At 30.9% G+C, this 21339-nt stretch carries 16 protein-coding genes and 1 tRNA gene; 4 read left to right on the top strand and 13 right to left on the bottom strand.

Features of this window, described 5'->3' with window-relative positions; all coding sequences use genetic code 11:
- From rsxC to L6653_RS01625, 6 genes are all read right to left on the bottom strand, one after another.
- Positions 1–1317, bottom strand: a complete 1317-nt coding sequence (rsxC, locus tag L6653_RS01650; RefSeq protein WP_236785217.1) for an electron transport complex subunit RsxC — start codon at positions 1315–1317, stop codon at positions 1–3.
- A gap of 64 nt (positions 1318–1381) precedes the next feature.
- A complete protein-coding gene (locus L6653_RS01645; protein WP_236785215.1) occupies positions 1382–2038 on the bottom strand; it encodes a lytic transglycosylase domain-containing protein in 657 nt (218 codons plus the stop codon).
- Positions 2035–2625 carry a dephospho-CoA kinase gene (gene coaE, locus L6653_RS01640; RefSeq protein WP_236785213.1) on the bottom strand — a complete coding sequence of 197 codons (591 nt, stop codon included), beginning with the start codon at positions 2623–2625 and terminating at the stop codon, positions 2035–2037. The genes L6653_RS01645 and coaE overlap by 4 nt, the downstream gene beginning before the upstream one ends.
- Positions 2612–5248 carry a DNA polymerase I gene (gene polA / locus L6653_RS01635; RefSeq protein ID WP_236785211.1) on the bottom strand — a complete coding sequence of 879 codons (2637 nt, stop codon included), beginning with the start codon at positions 5246–5248 and terminating at the stop codon, positions 2612–2614. The genes coaE and polA overlap by 14 nt, the downstream gene beginning before the upstream one ends.
- Positions 5249–5429: 181 nt before the next feature.
- Positions 5430–5516 (bottom strand) — tRNA-Leu (locus L6653_RS01630).
- Positions 5517–5568: 52 nt separating this feature from the next.
- Complete coding sequence (locus L6653_RS01625) at positions 5569–6159, bottom strand: phosphatase PAP2 family protein (RefSeq protein WP_236785209.1); 591 nt, start codon at positions 6157–6159, stop codon at positions 5569–5571.
- 181 nt (positions 6160–6340) lie between these two features.
- Between L6653_RS01625 and L6653_RS01620 the strand changes: the two genes are divergently transcribed.
- The 3 genes from L6653_RS01620 (at position 6341) to L6653_RS01610 (ending at position 7753) form a co-directional block, all read left to right on the top strand.
- A complete protein-coding gene (locus L6653_RS01620) occupies positions 6341–6853 on the top strand; it encodes a helix-turn-helix domain-containing protein (protein ID WP_236785207.1) in 513 nt (170 codons plus the stop codon).
- Positions 6854–6956: 103 nt separating this feature from the next.
- Positions 6957–7193: an IS3 family transposase gene (locus L6653_RS01615; protein ID WP_236785205.1), complete on the top strand. Its 237-nt coding sequence runs from the start codon at positions 6957–6959 to the stop codon at positions 7191–7193.
- Complete coding sequence (locus L6653_RS01610) at positions 7088–7753, top strand: IS3 family transposase (protein ID WP_369806163.1); 666 nt, start codon at positions 7088–7090, stop codon at positions 7751–7753. Before L6653_RS01615 ends, L6653_RS01610 begins: the two co-directional genes overlap by 106 nt.
- A gap of 345 nt (positions 7754–8098) precedes the next feature.
- Here the strand turns inward: L6653_RS01610 and L6653_RS01605 are convergent, their stop codons facing one another.
- The 4 genes from L6653_RS01605 to L6653_RS01590 all read right to left on the bottom strand — a co-directional run bounded on the left by L6653_RS01605 (position 8099) and on the right by L6653_RS01590 (position 12554).
- On the bottom strand, positions 8099–9361 hold the full coding sequence (locus L6653_RS01605) for a CapA family protein (RefSeq protein ID WP_236785203.1): 1263 nt from the start codon (positions 9359–9361) through the stop codon (positions 8099–8101).
- A 58-nt stretch (positions 9362–9419) separates the two neighbouring features.
- On the bottom strand, positions 9420–10736 hold the full coding sequence (locus L6653_RS01600; protein ID WP_236785201.1) for a sodium-dependent transporter: 1317 nt from the start codon (positions 10734–10736) through the stop codon (positions 9420–9422).
- 17 nt (positions 10737–10753) lie between these two features.
- A complete protein-coding gene (locus tag L6653_RS01595) occupies positions 10754–12076 on the bottom strand; it encodes a sodium-dependent transporter (protein WP_236785199.1) in 1323 nt (440 codons plus the stop codon).
- Between the two features lie 121 nt (positions 12077–12197).
- A complete protein-coding gene (locus L6653_RS01590) occupies positions 12198–12554 on the bottom strand; it encodes a PaaI family thioesterase (RefSeq protein WP_236785197.1) in 357 nt (118 codons plus the stop codon).
- Positions 12555–12641: 87 nt separating this feature from the next.
- Here L6653_RS01590 and L6653_RS01585 point away from each other — a divergent pair, with 87 nt between their 5' ends.
- A complete protein-coding gene (locus L6653_RS01585) occupies positions 12642–13562 on the top strand; it encodes a diacylglycerol/lipid kinase family protein (RefSeq protein WP_236785195.1) in 921 nt (306 codons plus the stop codon).
- A gap of 40 nt (positions 13563–13602) precedes the next feature.
- Here L6653_RS01585 and L6653_RS01580 read toward each other — a convergent pair whose 3' ends face one another.
- The 3 genes from L6653_RS01580 to L6653_RS01570 form a co-directional block, all read right to left on the bottom strand.
- On the bottom strand, positions 13603–18942 hold the full coding sequence (locus tag L6653_RS01580) for a G5 domain-containing protein (RefSeq protein WP_236785194.1): 5340 nt from the start codon (positions 18940–18942) through the stop codon (positions 13603–13605).
- Between the two features lie 292 nt (positions 18943–19234).
- Positions 19235–20437: a diaminopimelate decarboxylase gene (gene lysA, locus L6653_RS01575; protein WP_236785192.1), complete on the bottom strand. Its 1203-nt coding sequence runs from the start codon at positions 20435–20437 to the stop codon at positions 19235–19237.
- Positions 20438–20636: 199 nt separating this feature from the next.
- On the bottom strand, positions 20637–21248 hold the full coding sequence (locus L6653_RS01570) for a DNA-3-methyladenine glycosylase (RefSeq protein WP_236785190.1): 612 nt from the start codon (positions 21246–21248) through the stop codon (positions 20637–20639).
- Positions 21249–21339 lie beyond the last annotated feature (91 nt).

Raw genomic sequence — 21339 nt, 5'->3', positions numbered from 1 at the left:
CTACTTTCCTGCTTGACGAATTTGTCTTTTTCCAAACCTAATAGCTTCAACTAAAGGTCTTTTTGATGGACAAATATATGAACATGATCCACATTCTATACAATCAAGTATATGAAGATCTTGAGCCTTATCAAATTTTTCTTTTAATGAAAATTTATGTATTAACAAAGGCATAAGTCCAACTGGACAAACATTTACACACTTAGCACATCTTATACAAGGATTTGTAATTGGTGCTTTTGATTCTTCTTGGTTTAAAACTAATATACAGTTGCTAGCTTTCTCTACTGGTTGGTTTATATTTGGTTGGGCAATTCCCATCATTGGTCCACCATTTATAACTTTTCCAGCATCTTCTGTTAGTCCACCAGCTTCTTCTATCATATGTTCAAAGCTTGTTCCAATTCTTACAAGAAAATTAGATGGATTTTTGACACCATGACCTGTTACTGTCATATATCTTTCTATTAATGGTTTTCCATAATATACTGCTTCATAAACTGCGTTAGCACTTGAAACGTTTGATACTATTACTCCAACATCCATTGGAAGTCCACCTGATGGTACTTCTCTATGTAATACAGCATTAATAATTCTTTTTTCATCTCCTTGAGGATATTTGGTAACCATAGTTGCTACTTCAAGTTTTGATGAATTTTTCTTTGCCACTGCTTTTTTAACTTTTTCGATTGCTTCTGCTTTATTATCTTCGATTGCTATAATTCCTTTTTTAGCATCTACTGCTTTTACAAGAAGTTCTAAAGCATCAACAATAACCTCTGCTTTTGTTTTTAAAAGTAAATCATCGCAAGTAACATAAGGTTCACACTCTGCACCGTTTATAATAACTGTATCAACTGGTTTATTTGGTGAATATTTAATATGTGCAGGAAAAGCTGCCCCTCCCATACCTACAAGACCGTTTTCTTTAATTACCTCAACTATTTTTTCTTTAGTAAGGTTTGTAACATCTTTTCTTTCGTAGTTAATTTCTTGGTCATAGCCTTCAGTATCGATTACAACAGCCTTACTGTTTTTTCCAGATGCTGTTTGGATATCGATTACACTTGTGACTTTACCGTTAACTGATGAGTGAATATTAGCAGAAAAATTACCTACGGCTTCACCGATAAGCTCTCCTATTTTTACTTCATCGTTTTTCTTAACTAAACATTTGCTTGGAGCTCCAATATGTTGAGTAAGAGGAATTGTTACAGTTTTTGGAATTTTTGCAACAATTAAGTCTTTATTTTCACTTAATTCCTTATACTCTGGAATTTTAACTCCATTGTCAAATGACAAATTTTCTAGAGCCATAATCTCTCCTTTCATTTAATACGTATATAAGCATTATAAATTATTTGAAAATATTATTCAATGTTTAGAGGACATCAAATAATATTTTTTTAACAAATTTCTTATAATTTTTTATAGCAAGTTTTTTTCTATCCTTTAAATCATTTTTACTTGGAAGGCCTTCATCATAAAAAACTTTCATTAAATCATAATTTGAATTTATTTTTATTACATATTGTCTTGTTTCTTCTGTTGGAATTTTTGTAGGATCTGGATTGTGCCTGTCTATTTTTTTATCAGCCAACCACTTATCTACATTTCCTATCCCACCATTATAGGCTGCAAGGGCCAAATCAGTATTGTTATAATATTTATTCAAATAATTAAAATAGCCTACTCCCAAATTTAAATTATAATCAACATCTTTTAATTTATCAGGATAATATTCTTCTCCAATTATTTCTGCACTGTGTTTTGCTGATGAATCTAAAAGTTGCATTAGACCCTTTGCATTTTGATTTGAATGTGCTTCGTTATCATAATCACTTTCTACTTTTATTATTGATGCAACTAAAAGCGGATCAACATTGTATTTTTCTGAATATTTTTTTATTTCATCTTGGTAGGCAATTTTTTGCCTTGATGTTTGGTAGGCTACGATTGAAAAACTTATTATTACAACCATTACCATTGCCAAAACTATTATTCCTATTATTTTAAAAATATTTTTTAAAGCTTTCATTTTTTCTCCAAATTTTTTAAAGCTATTTCTACTTTTTTTTCTAAATCTTCTAAACTTGTGCTATTATCGAAAATAAGATCTGATTTTTCTTTCATTGACAAATAATCTTGACTTTCTATTTTTTTTATTGCAAATTCTATATCAATTTTATCTCTTTTCATAAGTCTTTGAATTTGCACTTCTCTTTTTGCACAAACTAGCCGCACATAGTCGCAAGGAAATTTTTCTTTCATCTGAAAATATAAGGGAATTTCTACAAAAATATTTTTATCCTTGCTTTTTTCTATTAAAGAATTTATATAGGATATTATATTTTTGTGGGTAATTTTATTTATTAATTCTCTTTTTTTAGGATCATTAAAAATAATCTTTGCAAGTTTTTTCTTATCAAGTTTATCCCCATCAAAAGCCTCGTCAAAGGCCTTTGATGATAGAATTTCCTTGTAATTTACTTGATCTTTTTCTAATAATTTCCTATTTATTTGGTCACTATCTATTACCTTGTATCCTTTTTTTCTCAAAATTTCCGAAAGGGAAGATTTTCCACTTGCTATAGTTCCAGTTATTACGATTTTATTTTGATTCATACATGCTATCTCCGCTATCTATGTCAACCAAGAGTGGTACTCTTAGTTTTACTGCTTCTTGCATGGATGATTTTAAAATTTCCTTTGCTTTTTCTAAATCTTTTTTGCTTGCTTCAATGATTATTTCATCGTGGATTTGCAAGACTATTTTTGCATCAATCTTTGATTTTTTTAGATTTTCGTATGAATTTATCATGGCAAATTTGATTATATCTGCTGCTGATCCTTGGATTGGAGTATTTAAAGCAACTCTTTCTCCAAAACTTCTTACATTAAAGTTTTTAGAATTTATTTCTGGAACATATCTTCTTCTATTAAATATGGTGTTTACATATCCATCTTCTTTGGCCTTTTTTACTATATCTTTCATATATTTTTTAATTTCAGGATAGGTATTAAGATAATTGTCTATATATTCCTTAGCTCTCTTTCTTGAAATATTTAAATTTTGGCTTAGGCCATAATCGCTTATTCCATAAATTATCCCAAAATTTACAGCCTTGGCTTCACTTCTTTGTAATTTTGTGACATCATCTATTGGGGTATCAAAGACTTCTGAGGCTGTTTTTGTGTGAATATCAATACTATTTGAAAATGCTTCTTGCATTTTTTTGTCATTTGCAAGATGGGCTAGGACTCTTAATTCGATTTGTGAATAATCTGCATCAATTAAAACTCTTCCTTCATCTGCCTTGAAGGCTTTTCTGATTTTTCTGCCTTCTTCGGTTCTAATTGGTAGGTTTTGTAGGTTTGGTTCGGTTGATGAAAGTCTGCCTGTTGATGTAACATTTTGCTTAAAAGTTGACCTTATTCTTCCATCTTCATCAATACATTCTTCCAAACTTTCAAGATAGGTAGATTTTAATTTATACATCTCCCTGTATCTTTCGATTTTTTTGATTATTGGGTGTTTGTCCCTAAGCTTTTCCAAAACTTGGGCGTTTGTAGAATATCCAGTTTTTGTCTTTTTTATAACTGGAAGTTCTAAATCTTCAAACAAAATTTTTGAAAGCTGTTTTGGTGAATTTATATTAAACTCACTACCAGCAAGCTCATAGATTATATTTTCCAAATCTTCAAGTTCAAGAGAAACTTCATCTTTAATTTTTTCAAGCTCATTTTTATCACAGACAAATCCTGTTATTTCCATATCTGCCAAAACTTTGGATAATTTTATTTCACAATCCTTGTAAAGATCATACATAGAAAGATCTTTTAATTTTTGGATTAATATATCCAAACTATCCTCAATAGCATTTACAATTGAAGCCAAATATTTTCCAAGATTTTCCGTTTCTAAATCCTTGTATGATTTTTTACTTTTTCCCTTACCAAGCAAATCTTCTTCATTTGAAACTTCATATTTCAAAAAAGCCTGACTAAAGGTTTTCAAATCATAGGACGACCTGGAAGGATCTATAAGATAGTGCATAAGCATGGTATCATCATAAGGAAGGGATAAATTTATCCCAAGCTTATCAAATAAAACAATATCTTCTTTTATATCAAAAGAAACTTTTTTAATCTTTTCATCTTCAAAATATTTTTTGAAATTTTCAACAAATTCATCATTTGCATCATAAATATGGGTTCTTGATGAAGGGGTTTTTATTCCAATTTTAAAAGCTTTTGAATGGATATAATTTTCTCCTTCATAAAGACTTTTAAAATAAAATATTTTCTCTTTTTCTATATCACTGGTTAAAGAAAAATCATCATAGACAAATGAAAAATCTAAATCATCTTTTTTTTCTTCACTTGTATCTTCAAACTTTTCCATAAATTTATTGAAATTATATTTTGAGAATTTTTCTCTCAAAGATTCCAAGTCTGGCTCTTTAACCTTTAAATCTGAAATTTTTATACCAACAGGAGCATTTGTTACAATAGTTCCTATTTTTTTGGACAAAAAGGCAATTTGTCTTGAATTTTCTAGGTTTTCCTTGGTTTTTTTACCTCTTATATCATCTAAATTGTCATACAAATCTTCCATAGATCCATATTGTTTTATAAATTTAATGGCAGTTTTCTCACCAATTCCATCTACTCCAGGAATATTATCAGACTTATCTCCCATCAGACCTTTAACATCAATTAATTGCTTTGGACTAAGGCCATAATCTTCTTTAATTTTTTCCTCGGTTATTTCTTCCATTTGAGAAATTCCCTTTCTTGTAAGATAAACAATTACATCATCATTTACAAGTTGAAAATAATCCTTATCTCCTGTAATAATTACAGTTTCAAGTCCCTCATCTTTTGCAATTTTTGAAAAAGTACCAACAATATCGTCAGCCTCATAACCATCTATATCCAAATATTTTACATTTAATGAATCTAAAATATCTTTTAAAATTCCAAATTGATAATTTAATTCGTTTGGAGCCTTGTCCCTATTTGCCTTATAATCTTCAAATTCCTTATGCCTAAAAGTTTTTGTTTTTTTATCAAAGGCAACCAAAATGTAATCAGGCTTATACTCTTCAACAGCCCTAAAATACATGATCAAAAATCCATAAACGCCATTGGTCATAACCCCATCAGCGTTAGTAAGATTAGGAAGGGCAAAAAAAGCTCTAAAAATCAAACTAGATCCATCAATTAGCATTACTTTTTTACTCATATAAATCTCCTTTCTATTAGTATAACATATTTTATTTTGCACAAAAAAATAAGTAGAAAAATCTACTTACTTAAAAAATATTTTAAAATTTTATTTTAAATTTATGCTTACCCACAAAAAAACATTAAAAAAAGCCATACCCCTTGGTATAGCTCAAATATGAAAAAAATAAAAAAATTAATGGTGCTGGTGGTGGGACTTGAACCCACACGTTCCGGAGAACAACAGAGTTTGAGTCTGTCTCGTCTGCCAATTCCGACACACCAGCATTAACATTACCTTCATATTATAACACCATTAATCATCATATGCAAATTTTTTTACATTTTTCTTAAATCTTTGAAATCAAAATTTAATTTTTCTAGATTTTCTCTAAATTTAAATCCTGTTTTTGAAAAATAAAATTTTAAAGTAAAAATCGAAGTAAGAACTCCAATAATTATTCCACAAAAAACATCCGATGGAAAATGTACGTATAAATATAGCCTTGAAAATGCAATTAAAACAGCAAGTACACTTGTAATTATTTTTAAAGGATTAGATTTCGAAAATAACAAAATAACTGTAAGCATACAAAAAGAAATTGCAGAATGACCAGAAGGAAAGGATGGATCTTGTGGTTTTAAAACTAATAATTTTATTCCATCAACAATTTCAAAAGGCCTATCTCTTCCAACAGCAGGTTTTAAAATTAAATTTACAATTATAGTATTTACCAAAAGACAAATAAGCATTAGTTTTCCTAATTTTTTGTATTCCTTACTTGTCAAAAAAATCAAAATCAATAAAATCCAAAATATCCCCATATTCCCAAGAGCAGTTATAGTAGTCATGGTTTTATCCATAAGAGGACTTTTCAAATTTTGTATTAGATTTAAAATTGCAATATCTATCTTTGTAATAAAATTCATACTTTCTCCTTTTTCTTAGGATTATAATACCATATAGGAGAAAAATAAAAAAGACTGCACATTGCAGCCCAGACTGTTGACAAACTATATTTTCATCCATTTCGAGCAGATAAACAACCGTCGGTTGAACTGACCCCCAAAAGTTGGACTTAAAAACCAACTTAAGGAGGTCAGTTTTTTAATGACAAAATACAAAACAGAATTTAAGATTAAAGTAGTAAAAGAATATCTAGAAGGAAATATAGGCTACAAAGGATTAGCAAAAAAATACTCTATCCCAGATCATTCGACTGTTAGAACTTGGGTTAATGCTTATGAATCTAGAGGTTATGAAGGATTAAAATTATCAAGAAAGAGTAATAGTTACTCTTTAGATTTGAAACTAAATGTAGTAGACTTGTATTTAACAGGAGAAATGTCCTATCAAAGCCTAGCAAATGAATTTAAAATCAACAATCCATCCATGATAGCTAGATGGGTAAAAGAATTTAGGAAAGAAGGAATTGAAGGACTAAAATCAAAAAAGAAAGGTATGCCTTCAATTATGTCAAATACAGATAAAAATAAAGATCTAAAAAACAAAAGTAATAAAACAAAAAAAGAAATAAGTGAAATAGAAAAACTAAGAAAAGAAAACTACTATCTTCAAATGGAAGTAGAAATTCTAAAAAAAAGATTCAATTCTCTCAAATGACATAGGAAGAAATAGACAGATATCTGAAGTCATTAGATTACTAAGAGATAAATTCAAACTGAAGGACTTGTTGGAATATTTCAATCTAGCAAAATCAACATACATGTATTGGCAACAACGTTTAGACAGACCAAACACAGATGAGCAAGTAGAGAAAAAGATACTAGAAACTAGAAAAGACAATCCAAACTATGGATATAGAAGAATAACAGCAACGCTAAGACAACAAGGACTATTGATAAACAAAAAGAAAGTTCAAAGACTAGTACAAAAACTAAAACTTCAAGTAACAAGTTTCTCAAGAAAAACAAGAAAATACTCATCATACAAAGGACAATAGGAAAAGTAGTAGATAACAAAATAAATAGAAAATTTAAAGTAGATAAACCCTACACATATATAACAACAGATACAACAGAATTTAAGTATCTAGAAAGAGATAAATCAGGAAACTACCAAGTAAAAAAGCTTTATCTAAACTCATATCTAGACATGTATAACAGTGAAATCATAAGTTATGAAATATCAAAACAACCAAGGCTAGAACCAATACTAAAAGCCTTAGACAAAGCAATAGAAATAACAAGCACAAACAATGATAATAGGATATTTCATTCAGACCAAGGATGGGCTTATCAAATAAAACAATATACATCAAGACTAGAAAAAGAAGGGATAAGCCAATCAATGTCAAGAAAGGGCAATTGCCTAGATAACTCCCCAATGGAGAACTTCTTCGGGATACTAAAACAAGAAATGTACTATGACAAAAAATTTTATTCATATGAACAATTAAAAGAAACAATAGAAGAATATATCAAATATTACAATAAAGATAGGATAAAAGAAAAATTAGGATATTTAAGTCCAATAGAATATAGAAAGTTAAATGCAGCATAAAAATTCCACCCCTAGGGGTGGAAAGTAATAAAATAATACCAGAACAGGTAGTTTACTAGTTCTGGTATTAGGTACAACTTTATGGGGTCACCACAGGTTTCTGTTGTTTATCCCGATTTATCGTGTGCAACGAGCGGAGAAATCTCATGAGATCTCTCCATGCGTTCGTTTCACTCACTCTAAAACACGTTTGCTTCGCATACTTTCTCGTGCTTTCGCACTTTAAATATGCCAAATCAAGGCATATTTATCTAGTCGAGATGGTACTTAGCTTAATTTTTATTTCTAAATAAAATATTATCTAAATTAATACTTTATCTACGCTCTGGACTGCTCATAGCAGCCTTATTCTACTTTAGTATTTATAGTTTTTGTAATCATATCATCACAAGTTTTTATTCTTTCTCTTTGACTTTCATCTACCTTGTTATAATATTTTCCACCTTTAAGAAAATCTTTTGTTCTAAAAACTTTTGCCAAATATCCATATTCATCATTCCAATGACCATTCCAAATTGGATAAAAATCTACCTGACCGAGTCTTGCCTTTCCAGTTTTTTTATCTTTTAAAATATCAATATCAAAAGCAACTGATTGTTCAGTTCTAATATCTCCCAAAACTTCATAAGATTGACACGAAACAAAATTTCCACAAGAATAAGCAATATATCCCTCTCTACCGTCTTTCGCTTTATATCTTTCAGCAGGTTGACTTACGTGAGGGTGATTTCCAATTACTAAATCCGCTCCCCAATCAATCATATCTCTTCCAAGTTTAATATGTTCATCAGTAGGATAAGATTGGTATTCAACTCCCCAATGAGGATACACAATTATTAAATCAGCATCGTTTTTCTTTGCCTCTTCAATATCTGCTTTTATTTTTTCAGAATCCAAATAATTTATTATCTCTTCAGGCTTATTTTTTTCAATCAATCCATCAAGCCCATTTACCCCATAAGTGTAGGACATAAAAGCAACTTTTAATCCCTTAACATCTAGATAAATAAACCTATCTTCTCCAGCCTTATGTGTTCCAGCGTGTGCCATCCCGTATTCATCCATGGCCTCAATTGTATCAAAAATACCTTCTTCAAAAGAATCTACTGAATGGTTATTTGCAGTTGACAAAACATCAAAACCTGCGTTTTTTATATCCCTAATATATTCTTTTGGTGTTGTAAATTGAGGATATCCTGAAGGCGCACGAGTTTTACTAACACTAGTTTCAAAATTTCCAATACTTAGATCTGAGTCTTTGACAAAGTCTTTTATATATTCAAATTGGTTTGAATAATCATACTCACCATTTCCATAATTTTTGGCATAATCGTTTTGGTCCATATGGGCCATCAAATCCCCAAAAGCCTTAATATTAATTATCTCATCTTTTGTTTTTTTATCGAATTTTTTAGGTCTTTTCTTATCAATTGCAATTATATTTTCATCAGCTAATTTTTCTGATTTTTCTTCACTTGAAACATTTTGACTAATTTCATTTGAAAAAATTTTATTATCAGAATTATTTTTAAAATCTATACATGAAGTTAAGCTTACTGATAAAATAAAAATTAAAACAACTGATAATATTTTTTTAAATCTTTTCATTCCTACTCCTTATAAAATTATATATTTTAATTATATATTTTTTATAAATAAAGTCACATTAGAATGAAATTTGATATCTTATTGCAATTATACAAAGAATTACTGCAAGTGGAACATATAAATATCTTCCCAAATTGTACCAGCCATCTCCGTGTTTCTTTTTTGCACTTTTATTTATTTCATCAAGCAAATCTTCTTTTTTCATAACCCAAAACCATGAGATTGCTCCCATAATTGCAGAAATTGGTAGGATATAGATTGTTACAAAGTTCATCCAAACTCCCCATTTTGCTATTGGATGTAAAAACAATCCACAAATAAATACTATTGCCATTAAAGCCATCAAAACATGGATTCTCTTTAAATTTTCAAATTTTGATGTTATTGCTTCTACAACTGTTTCAATCATAGATTGAACTGACAAAACTCCTGCAAATACAATTGCAATGTATAAAATAATTGCAAAAACTCTTCCACCAGAAATTTCTTGTAAAACTTTTGGTAATACAACAAATATTAGTTTTGGTCCTTCTGACTGAGAAAATCCAAAGGCAAAAGTCGCTGGAAGCATTACAAAAGTTGATAGCATAGCTGCAACAGTATCAAGGCCAGAAGTTATTGTTGATGAGTGAACTATATCTTCACTTTCTGGAAGGTATGAACCATATACAACCATAACTGTTGAAACAATTGATAATGAGAAAAATGCTTGACCCATGGCAGCAATCCATAATCTTATATCCATTAATTTTTCAGGATCAAGACTAAAAATAAATTTATAACCTTCAAAAGCCTTGTCCAAAAAGGCAATTCTTATCGCAAGGATTATAAATAAAACAAAAAATAAGGGCATCATAAATGAATTTGTTTTTTCAATCCCCTTTGTTCCATAAGCAAGAGTCAAAAATACAATTATAATTAATAAAAAATGTTCTTTTGCAAGGGCAAAATCATTTGTAGAAATTGATTCAAACCAAAGATTTGGGTCTTGTGTCAACAAAGTTCCTGTTATTGAATCAAGTAGGGCTTTAAGTACATAAGTTATTACAACCGTATATCCAATAGCAAGCAAAACTACTCCAACTAGAGGAATCCATCTTAAAACTCTTCCAACTCCTTCTTTGTTTCTTGATTTCCATACTTCCCTAAAAACTCCCATAGGACCCGATTTATATTTTCTTCCAACTGCACTTTCAGCAGAAAGTCCTACTCGTCCAAATAAAAATACAAAGAACAAATAAGGAATTAAGAAAGATAGTCCCCCGTTCATTCCTATTTTATAGGGAAAAGCCCAAACGTTGGCAAGTCCAACCGCACTTCCAACGCAAGCCATAATAAATCCCCATTTGTTAGTAAATTTCGAATTGTTTTCCATTATTTTCTCCAATCAAATTAAAATGTCACCTTAAATACTAAGGCTAAAATTGATAAGACAATGGCAATTGGAACATATACATATTTTCCAAGCCTGTGCCATCTTTCTCCAACTTTTTTCTTTGCTCCCCTATTAACTTCTTCCAATTGTTCTTCTTTTTTCCAAAAATAAAACCAAGTTATAGCACCGATTGACGCTCCTATTGGAATAATATATATAGAAACAAGATCCATCCATGGACCCCACTTTCCAATTGATTCCATGTTCATACCAACTAAAAATGTAATAAGACCAATAATTATCAAAGCGTGTGCCCTTTTAATTTTTTTATATCTGTGAATTATTGATTCTACAATTACCTCAAACATATTTTGTAAAGAAGATATTCCTGCAAAAACAACGGCAGTATAAAGAATTATAGCAAAAATCCTACCTCCCTTAATATTTTGAAGAATTGTTGGCAAAACTTCAAATAAAAGTCCAGGTCCACCAGCTTGAGAAAGTCCAAAAACTAAAATAGATGGAACAATTACACAAGATGATAAAAGGGCAGCCAAGGTATCAAAAAAAGCAGTAGATTTTGCTGCTGATAAAATATCTTCCTTCTTGTCAAGATATGATCCACAAACAATCATACCACTTCCCGTTACAGAAAGAGAAAAGAAAGCTTGGCCCATTGCATTAACAATAGTATTTAATGATAATTTATCAAAATCAAATCTAAACATAAATTTATAACCTTCAAGAGCATTTGGTAAGGTTAAAATAAAAATTGCAATAATTAAAAATAAAATAAAAAATGCTGGCATCATAATTTTATTAGATTTTTCAATAGTATTTGCTCCATTTAAACAAGTTAAAAGAGTAGCCAAAATAATTATAAAATGGTAAAAAACTACTGAATAATCCTTATTAGCAAAAGATTCAAACCAATCTTTAGTATTTACAACCATAAGCTCTCCCGTAATAGAATCAACTAAGGCTTTTAAAACATAAGAAACTATAACAGCATAGCCAATAGCAATAAATAAAGATCCAACCAAAGGTAAAACCCCTATATTTTTAGTAAAAAACGAATGAGTTTTTTTATTATTTTTTGAATTCAAGGCATATTCATAAGAGCCCAAAGTTCCAGTTTCAGCTCTTCTACCTATTGCAAATTCACTTGATAAACCTACATAAGCAAAAAGAGCTACAAAAACTAAATAAAATAATAAGAAAAACATTCCACCATCTTGGAATTTGTAAGGAAATCCCCACACATTCGCCATGCCTACAGCACTACCAACAGCAGTCAGGATAAAACCTAACCTCGATGAAAATTTTTTTTCTTTGTCCATATTTAACTCCTTTTTACTTTAGCACACCAAGGTGTTGGTGTCCTATTGAACTTGTTTCATTATATCATAAATCTAATATTTGTAAAACAAATTTTTAAAAGAATTTAAATATAAAAATAAATCATAATTTCATAAAAGTAAATCTTCCAATTGCAATCAATTTTTTCCTATCATCAAACACATCACAATCAATATTAATAACTTTTCTACCAACTTTTTTTGCATTACATTTTGCATACAAAAATTTAGTGTCCTTGCCCGCTCTCACAAAATTTACATATCCATCACTTGTAACAAATTCCCCATCAAAAAATTCCGAAGCCTTCTTGCCACAAGCAGTATCAATCAAAGTCATTGTTACCCCGCCGTGAATAATTTTATTAATATTTAAACAATACTCCCTAATAGGAATTCTTGAAATGATTTCCCCATCATCATCTTCTATATATTCAATTTCCAAATAATCAACAAAATTCATAAAAAATCCTTTCTATTTATAAAGTAATTATAACATTTTTTCAATAAATACTTTAATCGTGTTATAATAATTTACAAGGAAAAAATTATGAGAAAAATGTTATTTATATTATCGTCCAAGGCAGGAAAAACCGAGTTCGATATTAGCAAAAAAGATATAGAAAAAATATATAAGAAAAAAGATTTAGAAGAAAATATAAAAATAATAAAAACATCCTACAAAAATCACGCAATAGACGCGGCAAATAATTTTATTGAAAAATATAAAGATTTAAAAAAGACAATAATAGTCGGAGGTGGAGATGGTTCATTAAATGAAATCTGTAATGTTATCTACCAAAAAGATCTTAAAAATACAAGTCTAGGCCTAATACCAATGGGAACAGGCAACGATTTTTCAAAAAACTTCTCTTATAAAAACTTTAAAGTCGAATCTTTATTAAATTTAAGAGATGAAAAAATAGACCTAATCAAAGTCAATGATAAGGTGGGAATAAATGTCTTGTCCCTTGGATTTGATACTGTCGTTTTAGAAAAAGCCTACGAATATTTGAATAAAAAACCAAATTTAGGAAAAAAAGCCTATATACTTGGAGTTTTTAAGGCGATGAAATATTTATCATACAAGGATTTATCCTTTGAAATTTTAGATAAAGATAATAAAAAGATAAAATTTGAAGATAAATTTTTATTGGCTGCTATTTGTAATGGTGGATTTTACGGTTCAGGATTTAATCCAGCCCCAAGTGCAAAAATAGATGATGGAATTCTAAATTTAGTTTACGCAAAAAAATTACCAAGTCTATTATTACCCTCATTAATTATAAGGTACAAATTTGGTTTGTTAGAAAATTCAAAATATTTAGATGAAATCAAAGTGAAAAAAGGAAAAATAAAATCAAAAGAAAATATTTTAGCAAATATTGATGGGGAAATTTTCAAAAGCAAGGAAATACATTTTGAAATTTTAGAAAATTCCCTCACCCGGACTTATTTTGATAGAAAATAAAAAAATGTTAGATTTTTAGTCTAACATTTTTTTATTGGTCTTATTTATTTTTTCTTTTTTTCTTTGAAAAGCCTAAAGCTCCCAATGAAAGTCCTAGACTTGATAAAACTGTGGATAAACTTGAAACCCCTGTGCTTGGATTTTTATTAGCATTTTCTTTATTACTTACTATCTTTGTTTTCTCCAATTTTCTTGATGGGTTTATTTTCTTATCTTTTTTATCTTTAGGTTTTTGAGGAGTTTCAGATGTTTGTCCTGGTTTAGTTGGATCTTTTTCATCAGGTTTTCCTGAATCGTTTGGTTTTTCTTCACCTGGGGTTTCTGGATCTTTTGGATCGTCTTCGCCTGGTTTTCCTGGTTTATTTGGCTTACCTGGTTCGCCTGGTGTACCCGGTTCATTTGGTTTTTCTTCGCCTGGTTTTTCTGGATTTTTTGGATCTTCTTCACCTGGGTTTGATGGATCTTTCGGATCTTCTTTACCTGGTTTGTTTGGATCTTCTGGGTCCTTTTCACCTGGTTTTTCTGGATCTTCTGGATCTTCTTCACCTGGTTTATTTGGATCTTTTGGATCTTCTTCACCTGGTTTTTCTGGATCTTTTGGATTCTCTTCACCTGGTTTTTCTGGATCTTTTGGATCTTCTTCACCTGGGTTTACAGGTGGGATTTCGCAGACATTCTTTGTTCCGATTTCTATAATCTTATCTTGTTTTTCTGTGATTGTCTTAGTATCCCTAGAAACTTCCTTGCTGTTTTCTATCTTAACAGTAGTTTCAGTCTTGCCTGGCTTACCTTCTTGAATTACATTAGTTTTTCCAGCTTCAAGGTCTGGGTTTTCTCTTATGATAATATCGTAAGCTTTTTCACTTTCATAAGTAAACTCACCATCAGTCTTAGAACCATACTCTACAACTTTGTTTGTTGGTTCAGTTCTTTCTTCTTTTACTTCAAGCTTACCTGTTTCCTTATTGAAAGTAGTTGTATATTTTACAGAACCCTTAGAACCTTCTTCGATAACTTTTTCTTCACCAGCCTTTAGCTCTGGGTTGTGTCTATACTCAGTGTTGTTACCAAGTTCAGTTTCCTTAACAACTGGTTTCACACCAATTCTAACTATCCTATCTTCTTTTTCTGTGATAGTTTTCTTAGAAATTTCTGGATCTCCAATAGGTTTAGAATCCTTAATCTTTTGAGTAGTTGTGACTTCCTCTTCTCCAACTCTACCCTCTTTTTCAATTATTTGAGATCCTGCCTCTAGATTTTCATCATAGATAACCTTAGTATCAAAAGGTATTTTATTTCTATGAGTTTCAGTAGTTTCACCTTCACTTGGCTTTCTACCAATCTTGATTAATCTTTCTTGAGGCTCTTTAGTTGTCTTAAATTCGCCTTCTTTAGTTTCTACAACTTTTCCATCTTTAATTACAAGAGTGTTTGTTCTTTCTTGCTTTCCTGGAGAACCTGGAGTCACTATCTTTTCCTCGCCTGGTTCTAATGAGTCATCGTATTCGTATCTAGTTTCGAAAGGAAGTTCTTTCTTTTCAACTATTTTGTGAGTACCGTCATTTGTACCTTCTCCAACTAAGATTACCGCATTTTTAGCTTTCTTAGTTACTGTTGGCTCAGAAGTCTTTGTTACCTTAGAGTTTTCTATAGTAAGGGTTCTTTCTTGCTCTCCCTTTTCTCCCTTTAATTCATTGCCTTCATCATCTTTGGCGTATTTCCATTCGCCCTTCTTAAGTGATGGGTCTTTTCTAACTTCTACTTCAAATGGAATTTCTTCCTTAACTTTTTCAGTTCCGTTAGTTTTACCACCGATTTTTACAACTCTGTTTTGACCGCCTTCTTCTTTTTCAGAAGTTACGACCTTCTTTTGGTCCTTGTCATAAGTTGTTGTGATAGTAACCTTGCCATTTTTACCTGGAGTTGCTTCTTCAGTCTTACCAGCTTCAAGGTTTTCATCAAATATATATTCTGTGTTAAATGGTTTTTCTACAACTTTTGTTACTGGTTTTGTACCAATTTCTATGATTTCATTTTGAGCTGCTACTTCGTCAGTTTTGCTTGTAGTAGGGGCTCCATCAGCTTGACCATTTTTAATGTTTTGTGAGAAGTTTAAGGTATATGATCCGTCCTTACCTTCTTGAACCTTCTTTGTTTGTCCTGCTTCAAGGTCAGGATTATATCTGTATTCCACTTTAAATGGTGTTTCAATTTTTTCTGTGTGAGTGATTGTACCTGTGTAGTTCTTTTGACCAACCTTGATTACTGCATCAACTGGTTTTTTTGTTACAGTTTGATCTGGTCCTTCTACAATTTGAGAATTCTTGATAGTCCAAGTAGTTGTTTTTTCTCCAGCTACACCTTCAGTTACTACCTTGTAGTTGTCTGTTGCATCTGGGTAATTTTCGTGGAATTTTGGATCAAATTCTACTTTATAGCCAAATGGTATTTCTTCTTTGTGCTCTACCTTACCTTCAGTGTTTGCGCCTACTTTAATAATTTTCTTTTGTGGTGCTTTGGTTTCGGTAAATTCTCCTACTTGAGTATTTGTAACATTACCATCTTGGATTGTGATAGTTGTTGTTCTAGTCTTTTCTCCAGGAATACCTTCTTGAGTTACTTTTTGTTCACCAGGTTTTAGAGTGTCGTCAAACTGGATTTCAACTTCAAATGGAACTTCAACTGTTTCTTTGATTTCATGATTCCCATCTTCAGTTCCTTCACCAACGTGGATAATGCGAGGTTTTGCTTCTTTTAATTCCTCTTCTTGTGTATCTGTGATTTTTGAATCTTTTATAGTATAAGTTACTTTCTTAGATCCTACTTCACCTTCTTGAACTACCTTGATTTCACCTTTTTTAAGCTCAGGGTCTTTTTCTACCTTGGTTTCAAAAGGAACATCTAGTATTTTTTCAACTTTTTCTTCTGTACCTGACGCTACAAATTGGACTTCTGTTTGTCTAGTGCCCATTGAAACTTCTTTTCCATCTTCCATTTCGAAGTAGTGAGCTGTTACAGGAACGTTTAGAAGGGCGCCATCAATTGACTGACCTTCTTGTGCATTTGGTACTGTAGCAGTTACTTTACCTGTTTTTTCGTCGATTGTGACATTCCAAGTATTGCCCTTGTCATCTGTAAAGGTATCAGAATCTAGGGTAAACTTAGTTGGTCTTCTGTTATAGGTATCTTCTGTATTTAAGATAACATCAGAAGATAACTCATCGCCAGACTTACCTGCTTTTGCATTATAACGAGCAGTCATGTTAGCTTTTTCTTTGATAACAAAGTAAGCATCTACATTTTCAGTAATATCTTCGCCTGGTTTTTGTTTATCGACATAGTGGGCGATAACTGGTACTGTTAGCTTTTCTCCACCAACAAAGTCTTCAGGTTTTACAGGTTTTGCAGTGACCTCTCCTGTTTTTCCATCAATGGATACAGTCCATTCATGACCAATATCGTCTTTTATAAGTTTGTTTCCTTCTCCATCAGTTTCTAAGTTGTCTGGAAGAGTATAGTGGTCTGGTTTTATCCTCTTATGATCATCTTTAACTGTGGCAGGTGAAGTTTGTTGTCTAGTTGGGTAGTTAACTTGGGTTTCATATTCTGGTTTGATGTAGGTTGACTCTTGGACAACAAAGTGGAACCAATGAGTATCTGTAGATCCGTTTGTATAGGTATATTTTATAGCTACAGCTACAAAGTCCCCTGCCTTGGCTGATGCTGGGGGAGTTATAGTAAATTTAGAAATATCATTGTCTTTAATATCTACTTTCCACTTATCTTTCTCTGCCTTACCCTTGTTTTCTTTTTCAATAAAATCTAGTATTAACTCTCCAGCAGCTTCTCCCCTGCTTTCTGCACCATTCATATCTGCAGCTGACTTGTCAGTTTCACCAGGGTTAGCTGGTGGAACAATTTTAACTTCAAAAGGCTCTTCTGGTTTTACAGCTGATGAAGTTACCTTTGTAGTATCATCATCGTTTCCATCTTCAAACCTTTGGTCATAGTACATGGTGTCATCAAGGTTAATCTTAAATTCACCGACTTTGTTGTAGTGGTCATATCGGGCAATACCTTGCTTGTCGATTGTGACATTATTTCCCTTGTGGTTGATGGTTTCAGTACCAGCACCTGTTGGTGTGTAATAATCTAAACCTTCATACTGTGCCGCAACAGCAATTTTTCTAAATTCCTCTTCTGTTCTTGGACGAGCAAAGAATTTTACATCCAGGCTTTGGATGTTTTTATATCCGGCTTTGCTAAAGATAGAATCTTCATTGATTACAGTCTTGCCATTGTCATCTTTCTTTAGGGCTCCTTCTGGCATTTTAACTACAACCATATCATTTTCATCGATATAGGCTTCAGCTCCCGGAACAACATCACCTGAAACCGGATGGTAGACTTGGCCTACTAGTCTTTCTCTAGCATTGTCATCAAGGTTTTCTACCTTTATGCCGGTATTAATAGTTTGGCCTTTGACAAATTCTTTTTTGTCATAATCTCCATTTAAATATATTAAATCAAGTTGATCATTTTCATTTGGCCATGGGTTGACTGTGAAATTAAATGCAGCAGAACCTCCCTCAGTAGCCTTGAGTCCATTAGGATTACCTTTTTTATAATGACCTTCCCATGCCATGACTGTATTCTTGTTATCTACATTATTGATATGCTCAAAGTCTTTTTTATCAGCATAAAGATTTAAATTCCTTAGAGCACGACCAGATGCAGTAATATCAATTTCAGATTTAGATTTATAATTTACTTCCTTAAAGCTGTCATCAATTTTTTCTCCTAAATCTTTTGAAGAAATAGTACCAGTATTAAGCACCGTTCCTAAGTTACCAGTGTTCGTAAAGCTAAAGTCAGTATAGGTTCTTTGACCTTGGTCTCTGTCAAATTCTATCTCAAAACCCCAGAGAGTTTTGTCAGGACTGGCTGCAGATGGTTCAAGAGTCTTATAGCGAAATCCATCTATAAACCTATCCATTTCGGTAGGTGGAGTATATGTGGCAGCTGGGCCGTTCCCTCTCTCCAATTGGGTTTCTTTGTAGTTACCTACATTCTTTTCATCTTCTGCATAGTTTGGATCAGTTACTTCTTGAGGTGCTTTTTGAGATTCTGGTGTTTTTTCTTCGGATAATTCAAGATTTTGAATTTCATCTGTGTTAGAATTATTTACTACTTCTGTGACATCTTCATTTTCTTTGTCTTCAATTTGATTTGAAGATTTATTTTCATTTTCTGTAGGTTGTTTTTCACTTATATAGCTTGTAGTATCTGGATTTATTTCATCAGCGTGGGAAAGACTTGCGCCTCCAATTACAAATGAAACAGATAAGGCTAAAGCTATAATATCCTTTTTTTTGTTCATTTTTTCCTCTCTTTATTTTATTTTTAATTCTTTTCGCATTTTATCACATTATACCATAATAAAATTTAAATCATAGGTTTTGACTGTTTTTTTTAACAATATTCATTTTTCAATTATTAATAAAATATTACAACCTTATATTTTTATGAAGTAAAAATCCCTCTTTAAATTTATTTGTAAAGAGGGATTTTTCTCATTTTCTATATTTTAAATCTCTTTGTATCAAATCTTCTAGACATTGTCTTTTTACTGCACAATAGTCTTTTCCGCCTCCAACAAAAACAACGGCTGGTTAGGGCAATTTATTATAATTTGAACTCATGGAAAATGTATATGCACCAGAATAAGGAACTAATAATAAATCATCTCTATCTGCATTGGGAAGCTTTACTTTTTCTGTCAAAATATCTCCAGACTCGCAAAGTTTTCCACCTACCCTATAGGTTTGATTTTTTTCACAATCAAGTTTATTTGCAAGAATGGCAGAATATTTTGCCCCATATAGACCTGGTCTTATATTATCTGTCATTCCTCCATCAACAAAAATTAAAGGATAGCTTTCCAAAGTTTTTTTCTGTGACCCAATCCTATAAAGAATTGAGCCTTCTTTTGAAATCAAAGATCTTCCTGGTTCTATTGAAAGATTTTTAACCTCTAGTTTATTTTTTTCAAACAAATTTTCCATAAAAATAATCAAATCTTTGAGGAAATTTACCAAATCAAGGTCTTGGTCATCGAAATTTTCTTTGCAGCCAAATCCTCCTCCAAAATTTAGATGAGAAAAGTTTACCTTGAACTTTTCTTGGATATTTTTTGTAAAAGCTGTCATGATTTTTGCCTCTTCCTTGAAAAATTCCAAATTTTTTACCTGACTTCCAATATGGGCGTGAAAGCCTACAAAATTGATATTTTCATCTTCAACAATTTTTCCAATGATTTTTTCAGTATTCCCATCTCTAATATTTAAGCCAAATTTTGAATCAGCATTTGAGGTCTGGATATATTTATGGGTTTCGGCTTTTACATCTGGATTAATTCTTATTAAACAATCTATTTTTTTGTTTTTTTCTTGCAAAATTTCTCTTAATAAAAAATATTCATCTTCAGAGTCTATAATTATTAGACTTATATTCTTGTCAATTGCATAAATCAATTCTTCTTTTGTTTTATTATTCCCGTGAAAGTGGATCTTTTTTGATTTGACTCCAGCTTCTAATGCCACAAAAATTTCTTTTGATACACAATCAAAAGAAGAAATTTTATATTCATTTAAAAGTCCCAAAACATAAAGATTTGAAAAGGCCTTGGTTGCATAAATTATTTCTGTTTCAAATTTTTCCGACTTAAAATTTTCTACAAAACATTTTGCCCTATCTTTTATAAGTTTTTGATCATAAATATAAAGTGGGGTTTTGTATTTTTGAGCAAGTTTTTCTACACTCACTCCTCCTATTTCTAATACTCCCTTATTATTTTTAAAGTTATTTTCTAACATAAGGCCCCCTTTTACTTTCATAAGTAAAATCATAAAGTAATCTCCCAAAAAGTCATGAAAAAAAAGTCACGGGCATTTCGGTGGTTATGCCTTTTATAATTTAATAATCATAAACAAAACCTATTGAATATATTATTATTTTAAAGTTCGTATCAAAAATCCTTAATGATACCAAATTTAGTCAATTATATGATTAATTTTATTCTTGGATATTTTTTGAAACAAATGGATTGTTTTTTATAAAAAATCTATAGGGGAAGTCTCTTGCTTCTTTAGCATAATCGATTCCTACTCTCCTGTCGATATTTATTTCAAAATTATAATTTGAATCTTCAATATAAAGATTTTTACCAAAAATATTTTTCCCGTTAAAGGACTTGTCAATTTGTAAAGCCTTGGTTAGTTTTGCAGGTCCATTTGTTAGGTTGTTTTTTTGATATGTTGACAAATTTTTGTAAGGTTTATCAAACCTATTAATACTAAAAATATCTAAATCTGTAATCGGCTCAACCGCTCTTATCAAAACTCCCTCAGGAACATTTTCCCCAACACTAGAAATATTTAATAAAAAATGAATCCCATATGTTTGATAAACATACAAAGTCCCACAATCCATATATAAAATTTTGTTTCTTTCAGTTTTATTGTTATTAAAGGTATGACAAGCCCTATCACTGATTCCAAGATATGCCTCTGTTTCAACAATTTTTGCCTTCATCACTCCCTTATCGATTTTTCTAACTATAATTTTTCCAAGTAAATCTTTGGCAAGACTTATAGTATCTTTTTTAAAAAATTCTTTTTCTAACATTGATCATCCTTTCAATATTTCAGTAATTCCAATAGTAGGAGAAGGTCTAAGAAATATCATAAAAAAATAAGGCTGTTACAAAAATATAAAT

It is taken from the genome of Anaerococcus ihuae, from assembly GCF_928368155.1.
Taxonomy (GTDB): domain Bacteria; phylum Bacillota; class Clostridia; order Tissierellales; family Peptoniphilaceae; genus Anaerococcus; species Anaerococcus ihuae.
Note: the sequence above shows the minus strand (reverse complement) of the source record. Positions and strands in the feature narration are given on the sequence as shown.